At 63.6% G+C, this 14,760-nt stretch carries 13 protein-coding genes; 8 read left to right on the top strand and 5 right to left on the bottom strand.

The genetic code is table 11. The features are described from left to right. Window positions 1–75: 75 nt before the first annotated feature. The 4 genes from cbiR (at window position 76) to polA (ending at window position 5,099) form a co-directional block, all read left to right on the top strand. A complete protein-coding gene (gene cbiR, locus GKC30_RS09920) occupies window positions 76–879 on the top strand; it encodes a cobamide remodeling phosphodiesterase CbiR (RefSeq protein ID WP_155934578.1) in 804 nt (267 codons plus the stop codon). Next, entirely contained in the window at window positions 876–1,385 is a 510-nt protein-coding gene (locus GKC30_RS09915; RefSeq protein ID WP_155934577.1) for a bifunctional adenosylcobinamide kinase/adenosylcobinamide-phosphate guanylyltransferase, read from the top strand. Before cbiR ends, GKC30_RS09915 begins: the two co-directional genes overlap by 4 nt. A 3-nt stretch (window positions 1,386–1,388) precedes the next feature. After that, window positions 1,389–2,384, top strand: a complete 996-nt coding sequence (locus tag GKC30_RS09910) for a DHH family phosphoesterase (protein WP_367614078.1) — start codon at window positions 1,389–1,391, stop codon at window positions 2,382–2,384. An 81-nt stretch (window positions 2,385–2,465) separates the two neighbouring features. Then, window positions 2,466–5,099: a DNA polymerase I gene (gene polA, locus GKC30_RS09905; protein WP_155934576.1), complete on the top strand. Its 2,634-nt coding sequence runs from the start codon at window positions 2,466–2,468 to the stop codon at window positions 5,097–5,099. An 82-nt stretch (window positions 5,100–5,181) separates the two neighbouring features. On the opposite strand, the gene GKC30_RS09900 is transcribed toward polA, so the two are convergent. From GKC30_RS09900 to GKC30_RS09885, 4 genes are all read right to left on the bottom strand, one after another. After that, window positions 5,182–5,982, bottom strand: coding sequence for a sulfite exporter TauE/SafE family protein (locus GKC30_RS09900; RefSeq protein ID WP_155934575.1), 801 nt, complete (start codon window positions 5,980–5,982; stop codon window positions 5,182–5,184). Between the two features lie 50 nt (window positions 5,983–6,032). After that, window positions 6,033–7,055 (bottom strand): alpha-hydroxy-acid oxidizing protein, encoded by a 1,023-nt coding sequence (locus GKC30_RS09895; protein WP_155934574.1) that lies wholly within the window; start codon window positions 7,053–7,055, stop codon window positions 6,033–6,035. A gap of 166 nt (window positions 7,056–7,221) precedes the next feature. Next, on the bottom strand, window positions 7,222–7,941 hold the full coding sequence (locus GKC30_RS09890) for a FadR/GntR family transcriptional regulator (protein WP_231117123.1): 720 nt from the start codon (window positions 7,939–7,941) through the stop codon (window positions 7,222–7,224). 211 nt (window positions 7,942–8,152) lie between these two features. Further along, window positions 8,153–9,367, bottom strand: coding sequence for a metallophosphoesterase (locus tag GKC30_RS09885; protein WP_155934573.1), 1,215 nt, complete (start codon window positions 9,365–9,367; stop codon window positions 8,153–8,155). A 145-nt stretch (window positions 9,368–9,512) separates the two neighbouring features. On the opposite strand from GKC30_RS09885, the gene GKC30_RS09880 reads away from it, so the two are divergent. The 4 genes from GKC30_RS09880 to GKC30_RS09865 all read left to right on the top strand — a co-directional run bounded on the left by GKC30_RS09880 (window position 9,513) and on the right by GKC30_RS09865 (window position 14,459). Next, window positions 9,513–10,730 (top strand): mechanosensitive ion channel family protein, encoded by a 1,218-nt coding sequence (locus GKC30_RS09880; protein WP_155934572.1) that lies wholly within the window; start codon window positions 9,513–9,515, stop codon window positions 10,728–10,730. Between the two features lie 591 nt (window positions 10,731–11,321). Then, a complete protein-coding gene (locus GKC30_RS09875; protein WP_155934571.1) occupies window positions 11,322–12,029 on the top strand; it encodes an anaerobic ribonucleoside-triphosphate reductase activating protein in 708 nt (235 codons plus the stop codon). Beyond that, window positions 11,977–14,034 (top strand): ribonucleoside triphosphate reductase, encoded by a 2,058-nt coding sequence (locus GKC30_RS09870; protein ID WP_155934570.1) that lies wholly within the window; start codon window positions 11,977–11,979, stop codon window positions 14,032–14,034. The genes GKC30_RS09875 and GKC30_RS09870 overlap by 53 nt, the downstream gene beginning before the upstream one ends. Before the next feature lie 173 nt (window positions 14,035–14,207). Continuing rightward, window positions 14,208–14,459 (top strand): hypothetical protein, encoded by a 252-nt coding sequence (locus GKC30_RS09865; protein WP_155934569.1) that lies wholly within the window; start codon window positions 14,208–14,210, stop codon window positions 14,457–14,459. Between the two features lie 42 nt (window positions 14,460–14,501). Here the strand turns inward: GKC30_RS09865 and GKC30_RS09860 are convergent, their stop codons facing one another. Continuing rightward, the gene (locus GKC30_RS09860) at window positions 14,502–14,699 is read right to left on the bottom strand and encodes a YgaP family membrane protein (protein WP_155934568.1); all 198 of its coding nucleotides are present in this window, start codon (window positions 14,697–14,699) and stop codon (window positions 14,502–14,504) included. Window positions 14,700–14,760: the final 61 nt, after the last annotated feature.

Raw genomic sequence — 14,760 nt, 5'->3', positions numbered from 1 at the left:
GGCACATCCCCCGGCTTGGCGGTTCCATCCGCTGCCAATATTGCAAACCCCATGCCCGCAGGGGATAATCCAGCCATGACCGGAGACTTCGACAACCCAGCCAATCCCGTGGCGGAAAAAACCGCCCCCTGGCGACGGTCCCATGGCGCACCCGCGCTCCCCTTTTCCCTGGCCGCGCCCTCCTTCGTCATCCCGGCCGGGGCGGCCGAAAACGCCCGGTTCCTGGCTGACCACTATGCCGAGATCAGCCTGCTCCTCTTCGAGTCCGAGGCATGCCTCGCCTACACCGAGGCCGATCTGCCGCCCGATCTGGCCCGGCTGTCCGTGGACTGGCATGTCCACCTGCCCCTGGACCTGCCTTGGGAGCATGGCATTGACGCCGTCTGCTCGGTCGTCTCCCGACTCATGGACAAGACGGCCTTCCTGCGCCCCTGGGCTTGGGTGCTGCACCCGCCCGCCGCGCCCGGTCTGCTGCCCCCTCTGGCCGGTCATCTGCGCCGACACGGCATTGATCCGGCCGACGTGCTGCTCGAAAACGTGGCCGAATCCGACCTGTGCGCCCTATGGGCCGAGGCCCGGGCCGAGGGCTTCTCGGCCTGTCTCGACCTTGGACATATCCTGGCCTATGGCCAGCACGCGATTCTTGATCTGCCCGGTGTCTGGGAGGCCACGCGCATGCTCCATGTCTGCGCCCCGGGACCGGACGGCCGCCACCTCCCCCTTACCCGGCTCGACGAAACCGGCCGAACGCTCCTCACCCGCCTGTGCGACCGATTCAAGGGCCGCACCGTGACACTGGAAGTGTTTGACAAGACCGGCCTCTTCGAGTCCACTGCCCTGCTTGAAACTTGGCTGGCACCCAGGGAGGCGGAAAAATGATAACCCTGGTCCTTGGCGGCAACAAATCAGGAAAATCCGATTTTGCGCTCGGTCTGGCTGCCAACGAGCCGCAACCGACCCTGTTTGTGGCTACCGGCAAGGCCCGCGATCTCGAATTTCGCGAGCAGATCCGGCTCCACCGCCAAAGCCGCGGTCCCGCACTGGAGGTGGCCGAGGTGGACACAGGGTTGCCTCGGCGGCTCGGACAGGCTAAATTGATCTTTCCGACCGTGGTGGTGGACAGCCTGGACTACTGGCTCTTCGCCTGCCGTGAGGCAGGAAGAGAAAGAGAAAAAATCCAGGAATTCATGGAAGTTCTCAAGAACTGGAACAATAGTAAACTGGTGCTGGTCTCTTGCGAGGCCGGGCTCGGCCCTCTGCCCGCAGGCAGCGAAGTCCGGGCGTTCATACGGAGCCTTGGCGCACTCAACCAGAGCGTGGCCAGTGTTGCCGACCGGGTCTTCCTGGTGGCGGCCGGGTTGCCGTTAACCCTGAAACAGGGATAGGTCGTGGCACTCTTCAGACAGATGGACGAACAGGTGGAGCAGATGCTCCGTCTCTTCAACAAGGACGAGAACTGGCTGATCATCATTAATGCCGACCCGGACGCCTTGGGCTCCGCGCTGGCGCTGCGGCGCATCATGGCCCGCAAGGTCAAGACCGTCGGCATCGCCCAGATCAACGAGATCAAACGGCCAGACAACCTCTCCATGATCCGCTACCTGCGCATCCCCACCAGAAAACTCATCCCCAACCTTGCCGCCCAGTACGACAGGTTCGCCCTGGTGGATTCCCAGCCCCACCACAGCCCGGAGTTCGCCCCCTACGACTTCTCCATGGTCATCGACCATCATCCTGTGATGAAGGAAAACCCGGTCGAGGCCCCTTTCGTGGACATCCGGCCCAAGTACGGCGCCGTCTGCACCATGATGACCGAGTATCTTTACAGCATGAAGATCAGGCCCGGAAAGCTGCTGGCCACCGCCCTGATGTACGGCATCCGCTGCGACACGCGCACCTTTGAGCGCGAGTTCATCGACGCGGACATGTCCGCCTTCAAGTATCTCAACAAATTCTCGGACTCCAAGCTGCTCAACCGCATCAGCCGCAGCGAGTTCCACCTGGACTGGATGCGCTACTTTTCACGGGCCTTCTACAATCTGCGCCGCATCGGGCACGGCCTCTTCGCCCACTGCGGCACCGTGGACAATCCCGACATCCTGGTCATCGTCACCGACTTCTTCACCCGGGTCCACAACGTGCCCTGGGTGGTGGTTTCGGGCGTGGCAGACGACAAGCTGGTGTGCATCCTGCGCGGCGACGGCCTGCGCCGCGACATGGGCAAGATGGCCCAATCCATCATGAACGGGCTGGGCAGCGCCGGGGGCCACGCCCAGGCCGCCCGCGCCGAGGTGGACATCGCCGCCCTGGACGGCGAGGACCCGGAAATATTCATGCTCAAGCGGCTGGGCCAGGGCAAGAAATCGGCCATTCATCGGCTGTGACCGAGCGCGGCGACCTCCGGGGTACGCCGCGCCTCTTCATCCAAAACGGCCGCCCGGCCGCCAACACGCCGAGACACTGCCATGTCCCTCAAGGAACGCCTGCCCTTTAACGCCGATCCCGTCTATCTCATCGACGGCACGGCCCTCTTCTACCGCGCCTTCTACGCCCGCGCCGATCTCAAGCGGGCCGACGGGTTCCCCACCAACGCCATCAACACCACCCTGCGCGTGCTCATGAACCTGCTGCGCGACGAGAACCCCGGCCATGTGGGCTTCATCATGGACGGCAAGGGGCCGACCTTCCGCCACCAGCTCTACGAGCGCTACAAGGCCCAGCGCCCGGCCATGCCCGAACCCCTGGCCCAGCAGATCGAGCCGGTGCGCCGGGGCGTGGAACTGCTTGGCGTCCGGCTCATCGTCTCCGACGGCGTGGAGGCGGACGACTGCATCTGCTCACTGGCCCACAAGTACAAGCAGGAACGGCCCGTGGTCATCGTGGCCTCGGACAAGGACCTCAAGCAATGCCTGGACCGCAATGTGGTCCTACTCAACCAGGCGGGCAAGGCGGATAAAATCATCACCCTTGAGAGCTTTCGCGAGGAGGAGGGGCTCGAGCCAGCCCAGTGGCCCGATTTCCAGGCCATCATCGGCGACTCGGCGGACAACATTCCGGGCATCCCCAAGGTCGGCCCGGTCACGGCCCGCAAGATCATGGCGATCTGCCCCACCCTGGAGGCCCTGCGCGACAACTGCGCCGCCCTGCCCGAGAAGCTGCGCGAAAAGGTCGAACCCGAACTTGAGAACGTCTTTCTCTACCGCCAACTGACGCGCATGAAGCCCGATTGCTGCGACTTCCCTCTGGGCCACTTCGCCCTGGAGCCCATGGATCTGGACGGGCTGCACGACTTCCTCGACGAGTACGAGTTGCGGGGCCTCAAGCGCGACCTGCCCCGGAGGCCCGGCAAGACGGGCACACCGCCTCAGGTGGCCGCGCCCGCACCAAGGGACCAGTTCTCACTCTTCGGCTCGCCAGCCGCCGCCCCCAAGCAGGACGACGAACCGCCCGTGACCGAGGTGGCCAGAACGGACGACCTGCCCACCCTGGCCGGTGAGGAAGTGGGGCTTGTCTTTGAAAATGACGCCTTCTTTGTGGGGGTCGAAGGGCATGAGTATCGTTACACAGGCCCGGCCGACGCCCTGGCCCTCGCCCTGGAACATGCGTCCGTGCTCGCCACGCCGAGCGTGCAGGAACTGCTGCGGGCCGATCCGGCCTGGGGGTATCTGCTCTCATCCCAGTGGTTCGACCTCAGCCTGGCCGCCTACCTGCTCGACCCGGAGGCCCGCAACTACACCTGGCCGCGCCTGCGCCAGTCCATGTTTCAGGACGGCCGCCCCGAATTCGCCCAGGCTGCCGAGGGGCTGCATCCTCGATCCCAAGGGCTGGCAGCTCTGGCCTACATGAACGGCATCCGGGGACAGGTGGCCTCGGCCGACCTCGCCCCGCTGATGCGCGACCTGGAAATCCCGCTCATCCCGGTGCTGGTGTCCATGGAGCAGGCGGGCATCGGGATCGACCTCGCCGCCTTTGCCGGATTCCTCAACGATGTCAGCGGCCAGCTCGACGCCCTGACCCGCTCCATCCTCGACCACGCGGGCGAGTCCTTCAACATCCGCTCAAGCCAGCAACTGGCCGCGGTCCTCTTTGACCGCCTCGAGATCAAGGCGGGCGGCAAGACCGCCACGGGCCAGCGCTCCACGGCCAACGAGGTGCTGGAGTCCATTCGCGGCCAGCACCCCATCGTGGAGGACATCCTCGAATACCGCATGCTGGAAAAGCTGCGCTCCACCTACCTTGAACCCCTGCCCAAGCTGGTGGGCGACGACGGGCGGCTGCACACCCATTTCAACCAACTGGCCACGGCCACCGGGCGCCTCTCCAGCTCCCGGCCCAATCTCCAGAACATCCCCATCCGGGGCAAGTACGGTCCGCGCATGCGCGCCTGCTTCACGGCCGGACCAGGGGCCATGCTGGCCGCGGCCGATTACTCGCAGATCGAGCTTCGGGTCCTGGCCCACTTCTCGGGCGATCCGGCACTCATCGACGCCTTCCGCAACGACGAGGACATCCACACCCGCACCGCGGCCCTGCTCACGGACAAGGAGCCGCAGGACGTGCTGCCCGACGAGCGTCGCAACGCCAAGACCATCAACTTCGGCCTCATCTACGGCATGGGGCCGCAGAAGCTGGCCCGGGAACTGGCCATCACGGTCAACGAGGCCAAGGGCTTCATCGAGCGCTATTTCGACAAGCTCGCCACCCTCAAGGCGTTCTACGACACGGTCATTCACGAGGCCGAGGCCCGTGGCTTCGTCACCACTCTGGCCGGTCGGCGTCGGCTGCTGCCCGAGCTGCACTCGCGCAACAACCAGCTCGCCTCCCAGGCCAGGCGCCAGGCCGTGAACACGGTCATCCAGGGCTCGGCGGCGGACATCATCAAGATGGCCATGGTCGCGGCCCACAAGGACAAGGAGCTGGCCGCCCTGAACGGGCGCGTCATCCTCCAGGTCCACGACGAACTCATCGTCGAGGCCCCGGAACCCAACATCCGCCCGGCCGGAGAACGCCTCAAGGCCATCATGCAGTCCGTGGCCGCCCTCGCCGTCCCCCTCAAGGTGGACCTCGGCCTTGGCCGCAATTGGGCTGACGCGCACTGAGCGAGCCAGGACTCTTCCTGTGATCAAAAAGACCGCCCCCATCCGGGAGCGGCCTTTGCATTTCACACGACGCGGCAACCCGCTACATGAACACGCTCCAGAGCATCCGCGTGCCCACCAAAATGAGCAGCACGGCAAAGACACGCTTGAGCTTATCCACAGGCAGGCTGTGGGCCAGCCTGGCGCCCAGGGGGGCGGTGAGCATGCTCATGGCGATGATGCCCAGGAAGGCCGGGATGTAGACATAGCCGATGTGCGGGCCGGGGATGCCCGGCACGCTCCAGCCGCCGACCACATAGCCCGCCGTGCCGGACAGGGCGATGGGCAGCCCCACGGCTGCGGCCGTGGCGATGGACACGTGCATGGTCTGGTTGCACCAGGAGAGAAAGGGCACGGTCAGGGTGCCTCCGCCGATGCCCACCAGGGCCGAGAACACGCCTATGCCCGTGCCCGCTACCGAGGTACCTGCCACGCCGGGCAGCTCGCGGTTGGGCTTGGGCTTGATGTTCAGAAGCATCTGCCCGGCCACATAGTAGAGGAAGAAGCCGAAGAACGCCTTGAGAAACCCGGTGGGCAGGGCCGAGGCGAGCATGGCCCCCAGGTAGGTGCCCAGCACGATGCCCGGAGCCAGCCGCCAGAAGGCCGGATAGTTGATGGCTCCACGCCGATGGTGGGCGTACATGCTGGAGATGGAGGTGAAGACGATGGTGGCCATGGAGGTGCCCAGGGCCACGTGCTGGATGTGCTCCTGCGGGAAGCTCTGCCACTCGAAGGCAATGTTGAGCATGGGCACAATGACCAGCCCGCCGCCAATGCCGAGCAGTCCGGCCAAGACGCCGGCCACGGCCCCGAGCACGATATAGAGAAGGTATGTCGTCAGCATGAAAGCTCCGGTCCGCCTTGCGACGGATTACTCTTTTTACTATGGCGGACCTAGTCCTGAAACAGAATGCAGGAACTCACGGACGCCATGTCCGGCGATCCGGTCAGGATCATGGCCTGGACCAGCTGCGCCCTGACCGCAGCCAGATACTGCTCCACACCCTCCTGCAATCCGCCCACCGCCGCCACCGAGATCGGACGGCCGATCATGACCGCGTCCGCACCCAGGGCGACCATCTTGAGCACGTCCGCACCATCGCGCACACCGCCGTCCACCAGCACGGTCAGCCGCCCGCGCACCGCTGCCGCCACCCCGGCCAGCACCTCGGCAGTGCCCGGAGTGTGGTCCAGCACGCGCCCGCCGTGGTTGGAGACCACAATGGCATCGGCCCCCACCCGGGCGGCCAGCAGGGCCTCGTCCGGGGTCATGACGCCCTTGAGGATGAATTTGCCGCCCCAGCCGTGGACCCTGGCGATGATCGCCTCAAGCTCTTCCGGGGTCTTGGGCGACACCGGGCGGCCCATCTGACGCAGGGTGATCAGCCCAGCGGCGTCCACGTCCATGCCGAAAAGGGTGCAGCCCGTGGCCCGTGCCTTGTCGAGCTTCTCGTCCAGTTCGGCTCCTTCCCAGGGTTTGATGAAGGGAATGCCGTGCCCCTCGCTCCCGGCGATGGCCGCAAAGCCTGACTCATGGATGACCGGAGGCACGCCATCGCCCGTGCAGCCGACGACTCCCGCATTGCGACACCCCGCCACCACGGCCTCTATGTAGTCCTCCTCGCTGACGCCGCCGCCCATGTTGAAGGACACGCCGCCAATGGGCGCGGCCAGGACGGGCATGGAAAGATCAAACCCCAGAAGAGATACGGCCGTGTCCGGCGCGGTGACTCCGTGCAACAGGCGCATGTTGAGCCGCACCCTGGCCAGGGCCGTGACGTTGTTCTTGAACGAGGCCGCAGTGCCCAGCCCGCCCATGCCGGGTACCTCGCCCGCACACGCCTTGCCGTCGCACACCCGGCACACCCGGCAGTATCCCTTCATCAGCTCCCTTGCCTTGTCGCGTGTTTCCTTCATGATTCCTCCGTGATTTACCAGACTGTCGAAAAATGGCGCTCTGCGCCGTTGCTCCCGAAAGTTCAAATCCTCGTGTGCAAAAAACACCTTTCGATCTTGAACTGTTATCGTAGTGAGCATCTCACCATTTTTGAGCAGCCTGCGGGTTCTGATTGTTGCTATGGTCTTACGCCCCGGACCGATGATCCCGGGCAAAGACGATGGCTTCGATTTCCTCCAGGTGGTCGCGCATGGCCTTCTCCGCCTGCATGACGTGCCCGTTTCTGACGGCCTCGACTATGGTTCTATGCGCGGCCAGGGATGCCTCCCGCCGCTCCTGCGACTGAAGCGCCTGGACCCGGCTGCGTATGAAATCCTCGTGCAGGGCCTTGACCACCTCGCAGAACACCGTGTTTCCCGATGCCTCGGCCAGCAGTCCATGCAGCAGCTGGTCATGATCGGCCCCGGTCTCGCCGCGTCGCACGGCCCGCTCCTGCTCGTCCAAAGCGGCCTCGATGCGGGCGATGATGCCGGGCGAAGCGTGCCTGGCAGCCAGGGCGGCAATTTCAGGCTCGATGAGCTTTCTGGCCTCAAAGACATCACGCAGAGAGGGTCTGGCCCGCAGGATAACCCCGGCCAGGGTGGCGGCAAACCGGGCCTCGTCCGCGCTGCGGACAAAGGTTCCCGCGCCCTGGCGGCTCTCCACCAGCTCCTGCTCGGCCAGGGCCTTGATCGCCTCGCGCACGGTGTTGCGCGAGACCGCGAACATCCCGGCCAGCCTTCGCTCGGGCGGCAGCCGATCCCCGGGCCGCAACTCCCCGCGGTCGATCATGGCCTTGATCTGGAGCACGATCTCTCCGTACATGCCCTTGCGGCTCACCGGCTTCACGTCCATCGCCTGCTCCATGGCACCTCATCCCGCTTTCTGTCACCGTGTTTCCTGGCAATCAGCCTGCGCAGCCCCGCAGGGGCATGGCATCCAAGCCACATGCCATTACGCCTCCAGGCCCTCCAACATTGGTTGGACCACTGACCCTGTTAGACCAATCGCGACCAAGAGTCAACCGCGTAGGAAAGAGAAAACAAGTATACGGGATCAGACAGAGAAAGGGAGGAGGCTAGGACTCCACATCCGGGCCGGGGCCGGCCTTGAGGGTGTGCAGGGTTATCTCCGGGGCAGTGCCCAGCCGCATGGGCGGTCCCCAGTAGCCGGTGCCGGTGTTGACGTAGAGCAGGGTGGCGTCGTGCCGGTGCAGACCGCGCACATAGGGCTGAAAGAGATGGATGGCCACGGTCCAGGGAAAAAACTGGCCGCCGTGGGTGTGGCCCGAAAGCTGAATGTCGAACCCGGCCCGGCTGGCCTCGTAGACCGACACGGGCTGGTGGGCCAGCAGGATGGACACGTCGTGGCCCGGCGCCCCCTGCATGGCCGCAAGGGGCGAGGAGAGGTGGGCGGGATGGAGGCGGTGCGCGGTGTAGTCGGCCACCCCGGCCAGCAGCACGCGGCCCCGGCCGGTATCGACAAGCACATGCTCGTCCACCAGGGGGCGCATACCCAGACGCCCGACCTCTGCCATCCACGCCTCGACCCCGGCGTAGTACTCATGGTTGCCAAGGCACATCCAAACCCCGTGAGGAGCCACGAGATCGGCCAGCGGAGCCACATGCCTGCGCAGCGAGTCCACAGACCCGTCCACCATGTCGCCGGTATGGACCACCATGTCCGCGCCCAGGGCGTTGATCTCGTCCACCACCATTCGCATCCAGCCACCCCGCAGTGTCGGGCCGATGTGAGTGTCGGTCATCTGGGCAATAGTGAAGCCATCGAGGCCGGAGGGCAATCCAGGAACGAACAAATCGTTTCGGACCACCTCGGGAGTCCGCCGGGCCTCGAAAATGGAATAGCCAGTGAGCGGCATGGCCACGGCCATGATGGCCGCGTTGGAGGCATTGAGCATGAAGCGCCGCCGACCAGGGTCAGCCGCGGATGCGTTTCGCCCCGAAGAGATGCGCCCTGCCGCCATGCGCCGGAACAGGGAGAGCGTACGCCCGGCCAGTATCGGCAGGTCGCGCAGGAACATGAACATCACCACCATGGAGACCAGACCGAGGAAAACGAAGACCACCCAACTGAGACCGTCATAGAGCATGGTGTCCGCGCCGTCCTCGCGCAGGGCGCGCACCCAGCGCTGACCGTACAGCAACCCGCCCACGGCCAGCCAGGCCGCGATTTTCCGCCCCCGTCCGACGGGCAGGGGCATGATCAGACGCCAGCCCAGGTACAGGGTCAACAACGTGGCAACGGTCAGGACGATATAGGACCACATGGCCATGGCACTCTCTCATGCTGAAGGGAGGGATGTTCATAACAAATGGGTCGCCGCAATCCCTTTGTCAATGCGCTGCACAAGTCTGCACTCGTTCGCGGTTCTCAGCCGGGGAGCTTTGTGCTAGCCTGTTTTCCAGCAAGGAGCGACAATGATTGCAGAACCCATCACGGCACTGGCCGACGCCGCACCGGCCTTGGAAACAGCCATCCGTGCTGCCGCCCTGCTGGCAGCGGCGCTGATCGTCTATCTGGCCGCCCGACTCGTGGCCGTGCGCCTGGCCCGGGTGCTGGTTCCGCGCTCCCAAGGCGTGTTCGCTGCCCAGCTCATGGAAGAAGGCGTGTTTGCCAGGGCCGCGCTACTCGCTCCGGCTCCGGTCCTGTCCATGGGCGCGGAGCTGTTCCCGGGCTCGGCCACCCTGCTGCGCGAGGCCGTGGGCGTCTATCTGTCCGTGACCGTGGTTCTCATTCTCCTGCCCACGGTCAACGCCCTGGTCCGGCTCTACGAGACCTACGAGATATCCCGGCGCAGGCCCATCAAGGGATACGCCCAGCTCTTCAAGCTCTTCATCTCCATCCTCGGCGCGGTGTCGGTCATCGCCCTGCTGCTGGGTCAGTCGCCCTGGGGGCTGCTCTCTGGCATCGGAGCCATGACCGCGGTCCTCATGCTCATCTTCCGCGACACCATTCTCTCGCTGGTGGCCGGGGTGCAAATAGGGGCCAACGATCTGCTGCGCAAGGGCGACTGGATCGAGATGCCCTCAATGGCCGCCGATGGAGATGTCATTGATGTGGCACTGCACACGGTCAAGGTGCAGAACTGGGACAAGACCATCACCGCCATCCCGACTCACAAGTTCCTGGACACGCCCTTCAAGAACTGGCGCGGCATGACCCAGGCGGGAGGACGGCGCATCAAACGCTCCCTGCTCATCGACCTCTCGTCCATCCGGTTCGCCGACGAAACGCTGCTCGACAAGCTTTCGGCAGTCCAGTCACTGGCCCCGCACATCGCCCGGCGCAAGGCGGAGATCGATGAATACAACGCACGCGTCGGAGCCGATCCGCGCTCGGCCCTCAACGGGCGACGCATGACCAACATCGGACTCTTCCGGCTCTACGCCCTTGACTACGTGACCAACCACCCGGGGACACGGGCGGACATGACCCTGCTCGTGCGCCAGCTCCAGCCTGCCGCCGAAGGCGGGCTGCCCCTTGAGATATACTGCTTCACCAACGACACGGCCTGGAGCGCCTACGAAGGCATCCAGTCGGACCTCTTCGACCACCTGCTGGCCGCCCTGCCCCACTTCGGCCTTCGCGCCTACCAGCGCGACGCCCTGGTGGACGCACGAACCGCAGAAGGATGAAACGCGAAACTGCAAGGCCCATGCCGCCCCGAGGACGCATTCGACTTCGACGGAACCTGTGTGCCGGCCAAACCCGCGCAGCCCGTGCCCTTGCCCGGAACACGGGAAAATGTCACGATTTCATTGTTCCTTTTCCTGTGGAATCCTGTCACAAACCTGTTCCCAACCCCGACCCCTTGTGATAAGACGATTTCACACGTTCCCCACAATCTTTCCCCACTCAGCCGCCTTCCCCTTCTGTCGAAAACCGATCACCTCGGAATGGTCGATATTTTTTTCTAAACTTGTTCTAGAAAAAAGTTAAGAATATGGCGAGAAAACTGTTCCCCACATTTGTGGAAAAAATTTATCAATCATCAACAATCCCTCAAAATCACCAATAATCGCTAACAATGAAGCGAGTGTCCGTTTTTTTACCAAAATCCCCCTGTACAAAAACTGTCGGCTGGGATAAATAGGCAGACACGTTCCGACAGCCTCTTCATCCACATGACGCAGGCGGAACCGAGAACCGCGGTACGGGGGTCCGCTGTTCGTCAGACAACATCCCGGCGTATCCACCCGGGTGATTTTTTTGAACCGAGGAGAGCAATGAGGACGAGCGAGCCCGCAGGGGCCTGGAAATACGTGCGCGGTTTCGAGAACCTGAGCCTGTGCGACTGGCCCGGCCGCCACTGCTGCATCCTCTTTCTGGGCGGCTGCAACTTGCGCTGCCCCACCTGCCACAACGCCGTCCTCGCCTGGGACATGCACGCCCTGCCTGCCGTTGATCCGGCGCGGATCAAGACGTATCTGCGCGACAGGGCGGGGTGGCTGGACGGCGTGACCATCACTGGCGGCGAACCCACCGCGACACCCTATTTGGCCGAGCTGCTCCTTGAAGTTCGCAAATGCGGGCTGCCTGTCAAGCTCGACACCAACGGAATGCGGCCCGATGTGGTCCAGGAGCTGCTGGAGCTTGGGCTTGTGGATGTCTTTGCCGTGGATGTCAAAGGCCCCTACGCCGCCTACCCGGCCCTGACCGGCCACGCGGTTTCCGAAATCGCCGCCCGGGCCAACCTTGAACGAATCTTTGCCATGGCCGAGGCCAGGCCAGGGGCCTTCTACTTCCGCATCACCCGGGTGCCCGCCCTCACCGATGGCGACATCGCCACGGCCCGAGGCTACCTGCCCCAGAACTTCACGCTGACTCTACAGGATTATGTACCCCCAAAGACCCATTTGCCTTCAAGGAGGAAGTCGGAGCATGCCCAGCCAGATCATGAAGAGAGACGGCCGGTTGGAAACGTGGTCAACTGACCGCATCGCCCAGGCCATTTTCAAGGCGCTCGCCGCCAGCGGGATCAAGGACCCCCTCCTCGCCAAAAGACTCGCCAGAAAAGTCGAGACCAAGCTCGACGGCATGGAGATTCCCGAGCAAGAGCACGTTCAGAACACCGTCGAACAGGTGCTCATGGAGTCCCGCCAGTACGAGATTGCCAAGAAGTACATTCTCTATCGCGAGAAACGCCGCCAGCTGCGCTCCCAGAAGGAAGCGTATCTCGACATCAAGGATGTCATCGACACCTACCTTGACCAGGCCGACTGGCGCGTCAACGAAAACGCCAACATGACCCATTCCTTTCAGGGCCTCATGCTCCACCTGTCCGGAACGGTCCAGGCGCGTTACGCTCTTGAGAAGTACCCCGAGGAGATCCGCCAGGCTCACGAGCACGGCTATTTTCACATTCACGACCTCTCCTTCGGCCTTGCCGGCTACTGCGCGGGCTGGTCGCTGCGCGATTTGTTGCTTGAGGGCTTCAACCTTGAGGGCCGCGCCTCGGCCGGTCCGGCCAAGCACTTCGACACCGCCCTTGGGCAGATGAACAATTTTCTCGGCACCCTGCAAAACGAATGGGCCGGAGCACAGGCGTTCAACAACGTGGACACCTACCTGGCGCCGTTCGTGCGCCACGACGGGCTCGCCTACGAGCAGGTGCGCCAGTGCATGCAGAAGTTCGTGTTCAACCTGAACACCACCTCGCGCTGGGGCGGTCAATCGCCGTTCACCAACCTCTCCTTCGACCTTGTGGCCCCCAAGCACATCGCCAGCGAGCCCGTGATCATCGGCGGCAAGCTCCATGACACGCTGACCTACGGCGACTTCGAAGAAGAGATGGCAATGATCAACAAGGCCTATATCGAGGTCATGCTCGAAGGCGACCATCACGCCCGCATTTTCTCCTTCCCCATCCCCACATACAACGTGACCGAGGATTTCCCCTGGGATTCGGAGATCGGCGAACTGCTCATGCAGCTGACCTCCAAGTACGGTGTTCCCTACTTCCAGAACTTCATCAGCTCGGACCTGAAGCCCGAGGATGTGCGCTCCATGTGCTGCCGCCTGCAGATGGACCTGCGCGAGCTGCGCAACAAGACCGGCGGGCTTTTCGGCGCGGGCGACCTGACCGGCTCCATCGGCGTGGTCACGCTGAACCTGCCCAAACTGGCCTATCTCTCCCAGAGCGAGGACGACTTCCTCGAACTGATCAGCGAATACGCCGAACTGGCCAAGGAGTCGCTGGAATACAAGCGCAAGGTCATCAACAACAACCTCGACGCCGGTATGTTCCCCTGGTCGCGCCGTTACCTGAAAAACGGCTACAAGGGCCACTTTTCCACCATCGGTCTGCTGGGCGGACACGAAGCCTGCCTCAACCTCATCGGCAAGGGCATCGAGACCGAGGGCGGAGTGCGCCTCATGCGCCGGGTGCTCAACCACCTGCGCCGCCTGACCGCCAACTTCCAGGAGGAAACCGGCAACCTCTACAACCTTGAAGCCACGCCCGCCGAAGGCACCAGCTACCGGCTGGCCAAGATCGACAAGGCGCTTTATGCCGACATCCGCACCCAGGGCAACGGCACTCCCTACTACACCAATTCCACGGCTCTGCCTGTGGGCATCTCCAACGATGTCCTCTACGCCCTGGAGCACCAGAACCAGCTCCAGCCTCTCTATACCGGCGGCACGGTCTTCCACACCTTCCTGGGCGAGGCTGTCCCTGACCCCAAGTCCCTCAAGAACTTCATCCTCAAGGCGTTCACAAAGACCAAGATCCCCTATGTCTCCATCACGCCGACCTTCTCCATATGCAAGGAGCACGGCTACATCCTGGGCGAGCACTTCGACTGCCCCACCTGCGGCCAGGAGGCCGAGGTCTACACCCGCATCGTGGGCTATTACCGCCCGGTGAGCCGCTGGAACAAGGGCAAGCAGGCCGAGTATACCGACCGCGTGGTCTTCAGCGACTGCCTGTGCAATTGATTGGATGAGATTTCCCCGAGCCCCATTGAGGAGTGGGGCTTGAGGATAGTGGAATGTGAGGCCTTCGACGCGGTCGCGTCGGAGGCCTCGCGCATTGCGACAACAGACGAAACCTACGATTTCATCTCGCCAAAAGACTGTTCCGCCAGAACCTTTTCTGATAGAGCAACGGCATGAAGTGTCCACGTTGCGGCAGGATTATCACGGCGGCCGCCGCTGCCTGCAGACACTGCGGGGTACGCATCGCCAAACCGTGCGAGCGGATAACGCGCAGGATGACGGCGAACAGCCGCATATCCATGGCCTGCGGCGGCCTGCTCGCGCTGCTGGGCCTCGCCGCTCTTCTGTCCGGCGCCTATCCGGCGGGCATGTTCCTGTCCATCGTGGGCATCACCTTCTGCGCCATCGGCAAGATGATGTCCTGAATCCCGCAGGTGCTCTGCCCCACAAACACTTCGGCACAGCTCCTACTGACGGCAATCGCGAAAACCCAGCTTGCGCAGCAATGTCATGGCCGGGCACCAATCGGTAAACCCGGACTGGAACAGATTGACGCCCACCACCGCCGTCATCAGCAGCCACAAGCGCGAATAGCCAAAGGCCAGGGCAAGACTCAAAAGCACAAGAAACCCTGCCAGGGATCGAAGGATTCTTTCCACGGTCATCAGAAGACCTCCTTGAGCTTGACGCCGACACGGCGTCGCCCCCGCGAGGGATGCGGGTCTG

Origin of the sequence: Pseudodesulfovibrio alkaliphilus (assembly GCF_009729555.1) — a bacterium.
Lineage (GTDB): Bacteria > Desulfobacterota > Desulfovibrionia > Desulfovibrionales > Desulfovibrionaceae > Pseudodesulfovibrio > Pseudodesulfovibrio alkaliphilus.
The sequence above is the reverse complement of the archived record's forward strand: the minus strand, read 5'-3'. Positions and strand labels throughout refer to the sequence as shown.

Excerpts from the sequence above, each read along its gene's own strand:
- GKC30_RS09915 (WP_155934577.1), top strand. The coding sequence starts at position 876 with ATGATAACCCTGGTCCTTGGCGGCAACAAATCAGGAAAATCCGATTTT.
- GKC30_RS09870 (WP_155934570.1), top strand. The coding sequence starts at position 11,977 with ATGCCCAGCCAGATCATGAAGAGAGACGGCCGGTTGGAAACGTGGTCA.
- GKC30_RS09880 (WP_155934572.1), top strand. The coding sequence starts at position 9,513 with ATGATTGCAGAACCCATCACGGCACTGGCCGACGCCGCACCGGCCTTG.
- GKC30_RS09895 (WP_155934574.1), bottom strand. The coding sequence starts at position 7,055 with ATGAAGGAAACACGCGACAAGGCAAGGGAGCTGATGAAGGGATACTGC.
- GKC30_RS09890 (WP_231117123.1), bottom strand. The coding sequence starts at position 7,941 with ATGGAGCAGGCGATGGACGTGAAGCCGGTGAGCCGCAAGGGCATGTAC.
- polA (WP_155934576.1), top strand. The coding sequence starts at position 2,466 with ATGTCCCTCAAGGAACGCCTGCCCTTTAACGCCGATCCCGTCTATCTC.
- cbiR (WP_155934578.1), top strand. The coding sequence starts at position 76 with ATGACCGGAGACTTCGACAACCCAGCCAATCCCGTGGCGGAAAAAACC.
- GKC30_RS09900 (WP_155934575.1), bottom strand. The coding sequence starts at position 5,982 with ATGCTGACGACATACCTTCTCTATATCGTGCTCGGGGCCGTGGCCGGC.
- GKC30_RS09885 (WP_155934573.1), bottom strand. The coding sequence starts at position 9,367 with ATGGCCATGTGGTCCTATATCGTCCTGACCGTTGCCACGTTGTTGACC.
- GKC30_RS09860 (WP_155934568.1), bottom strand. The coding sequence starts at position 14,699 with ATGACCGTGGAAAGAATCCTTCGATCCCTGGCAGGGTTTCTTGTGCTT.
- GKC30_RS09875 (WP_155934571.1), top strand. The coding sequence starts at position 11,322 with ATGAGGACGAGCGAGCCCGCAGGGGCCTGGAAATACGTGCGCGGTTTC.
- GKC30_RS09865 (WP_155934569.1), top strand. The coding sequence starts at position 14,208 with ATGAAGTGTCCACGTTGCGGCAGGATTATCACGGCGGCCGCCGCTGCC.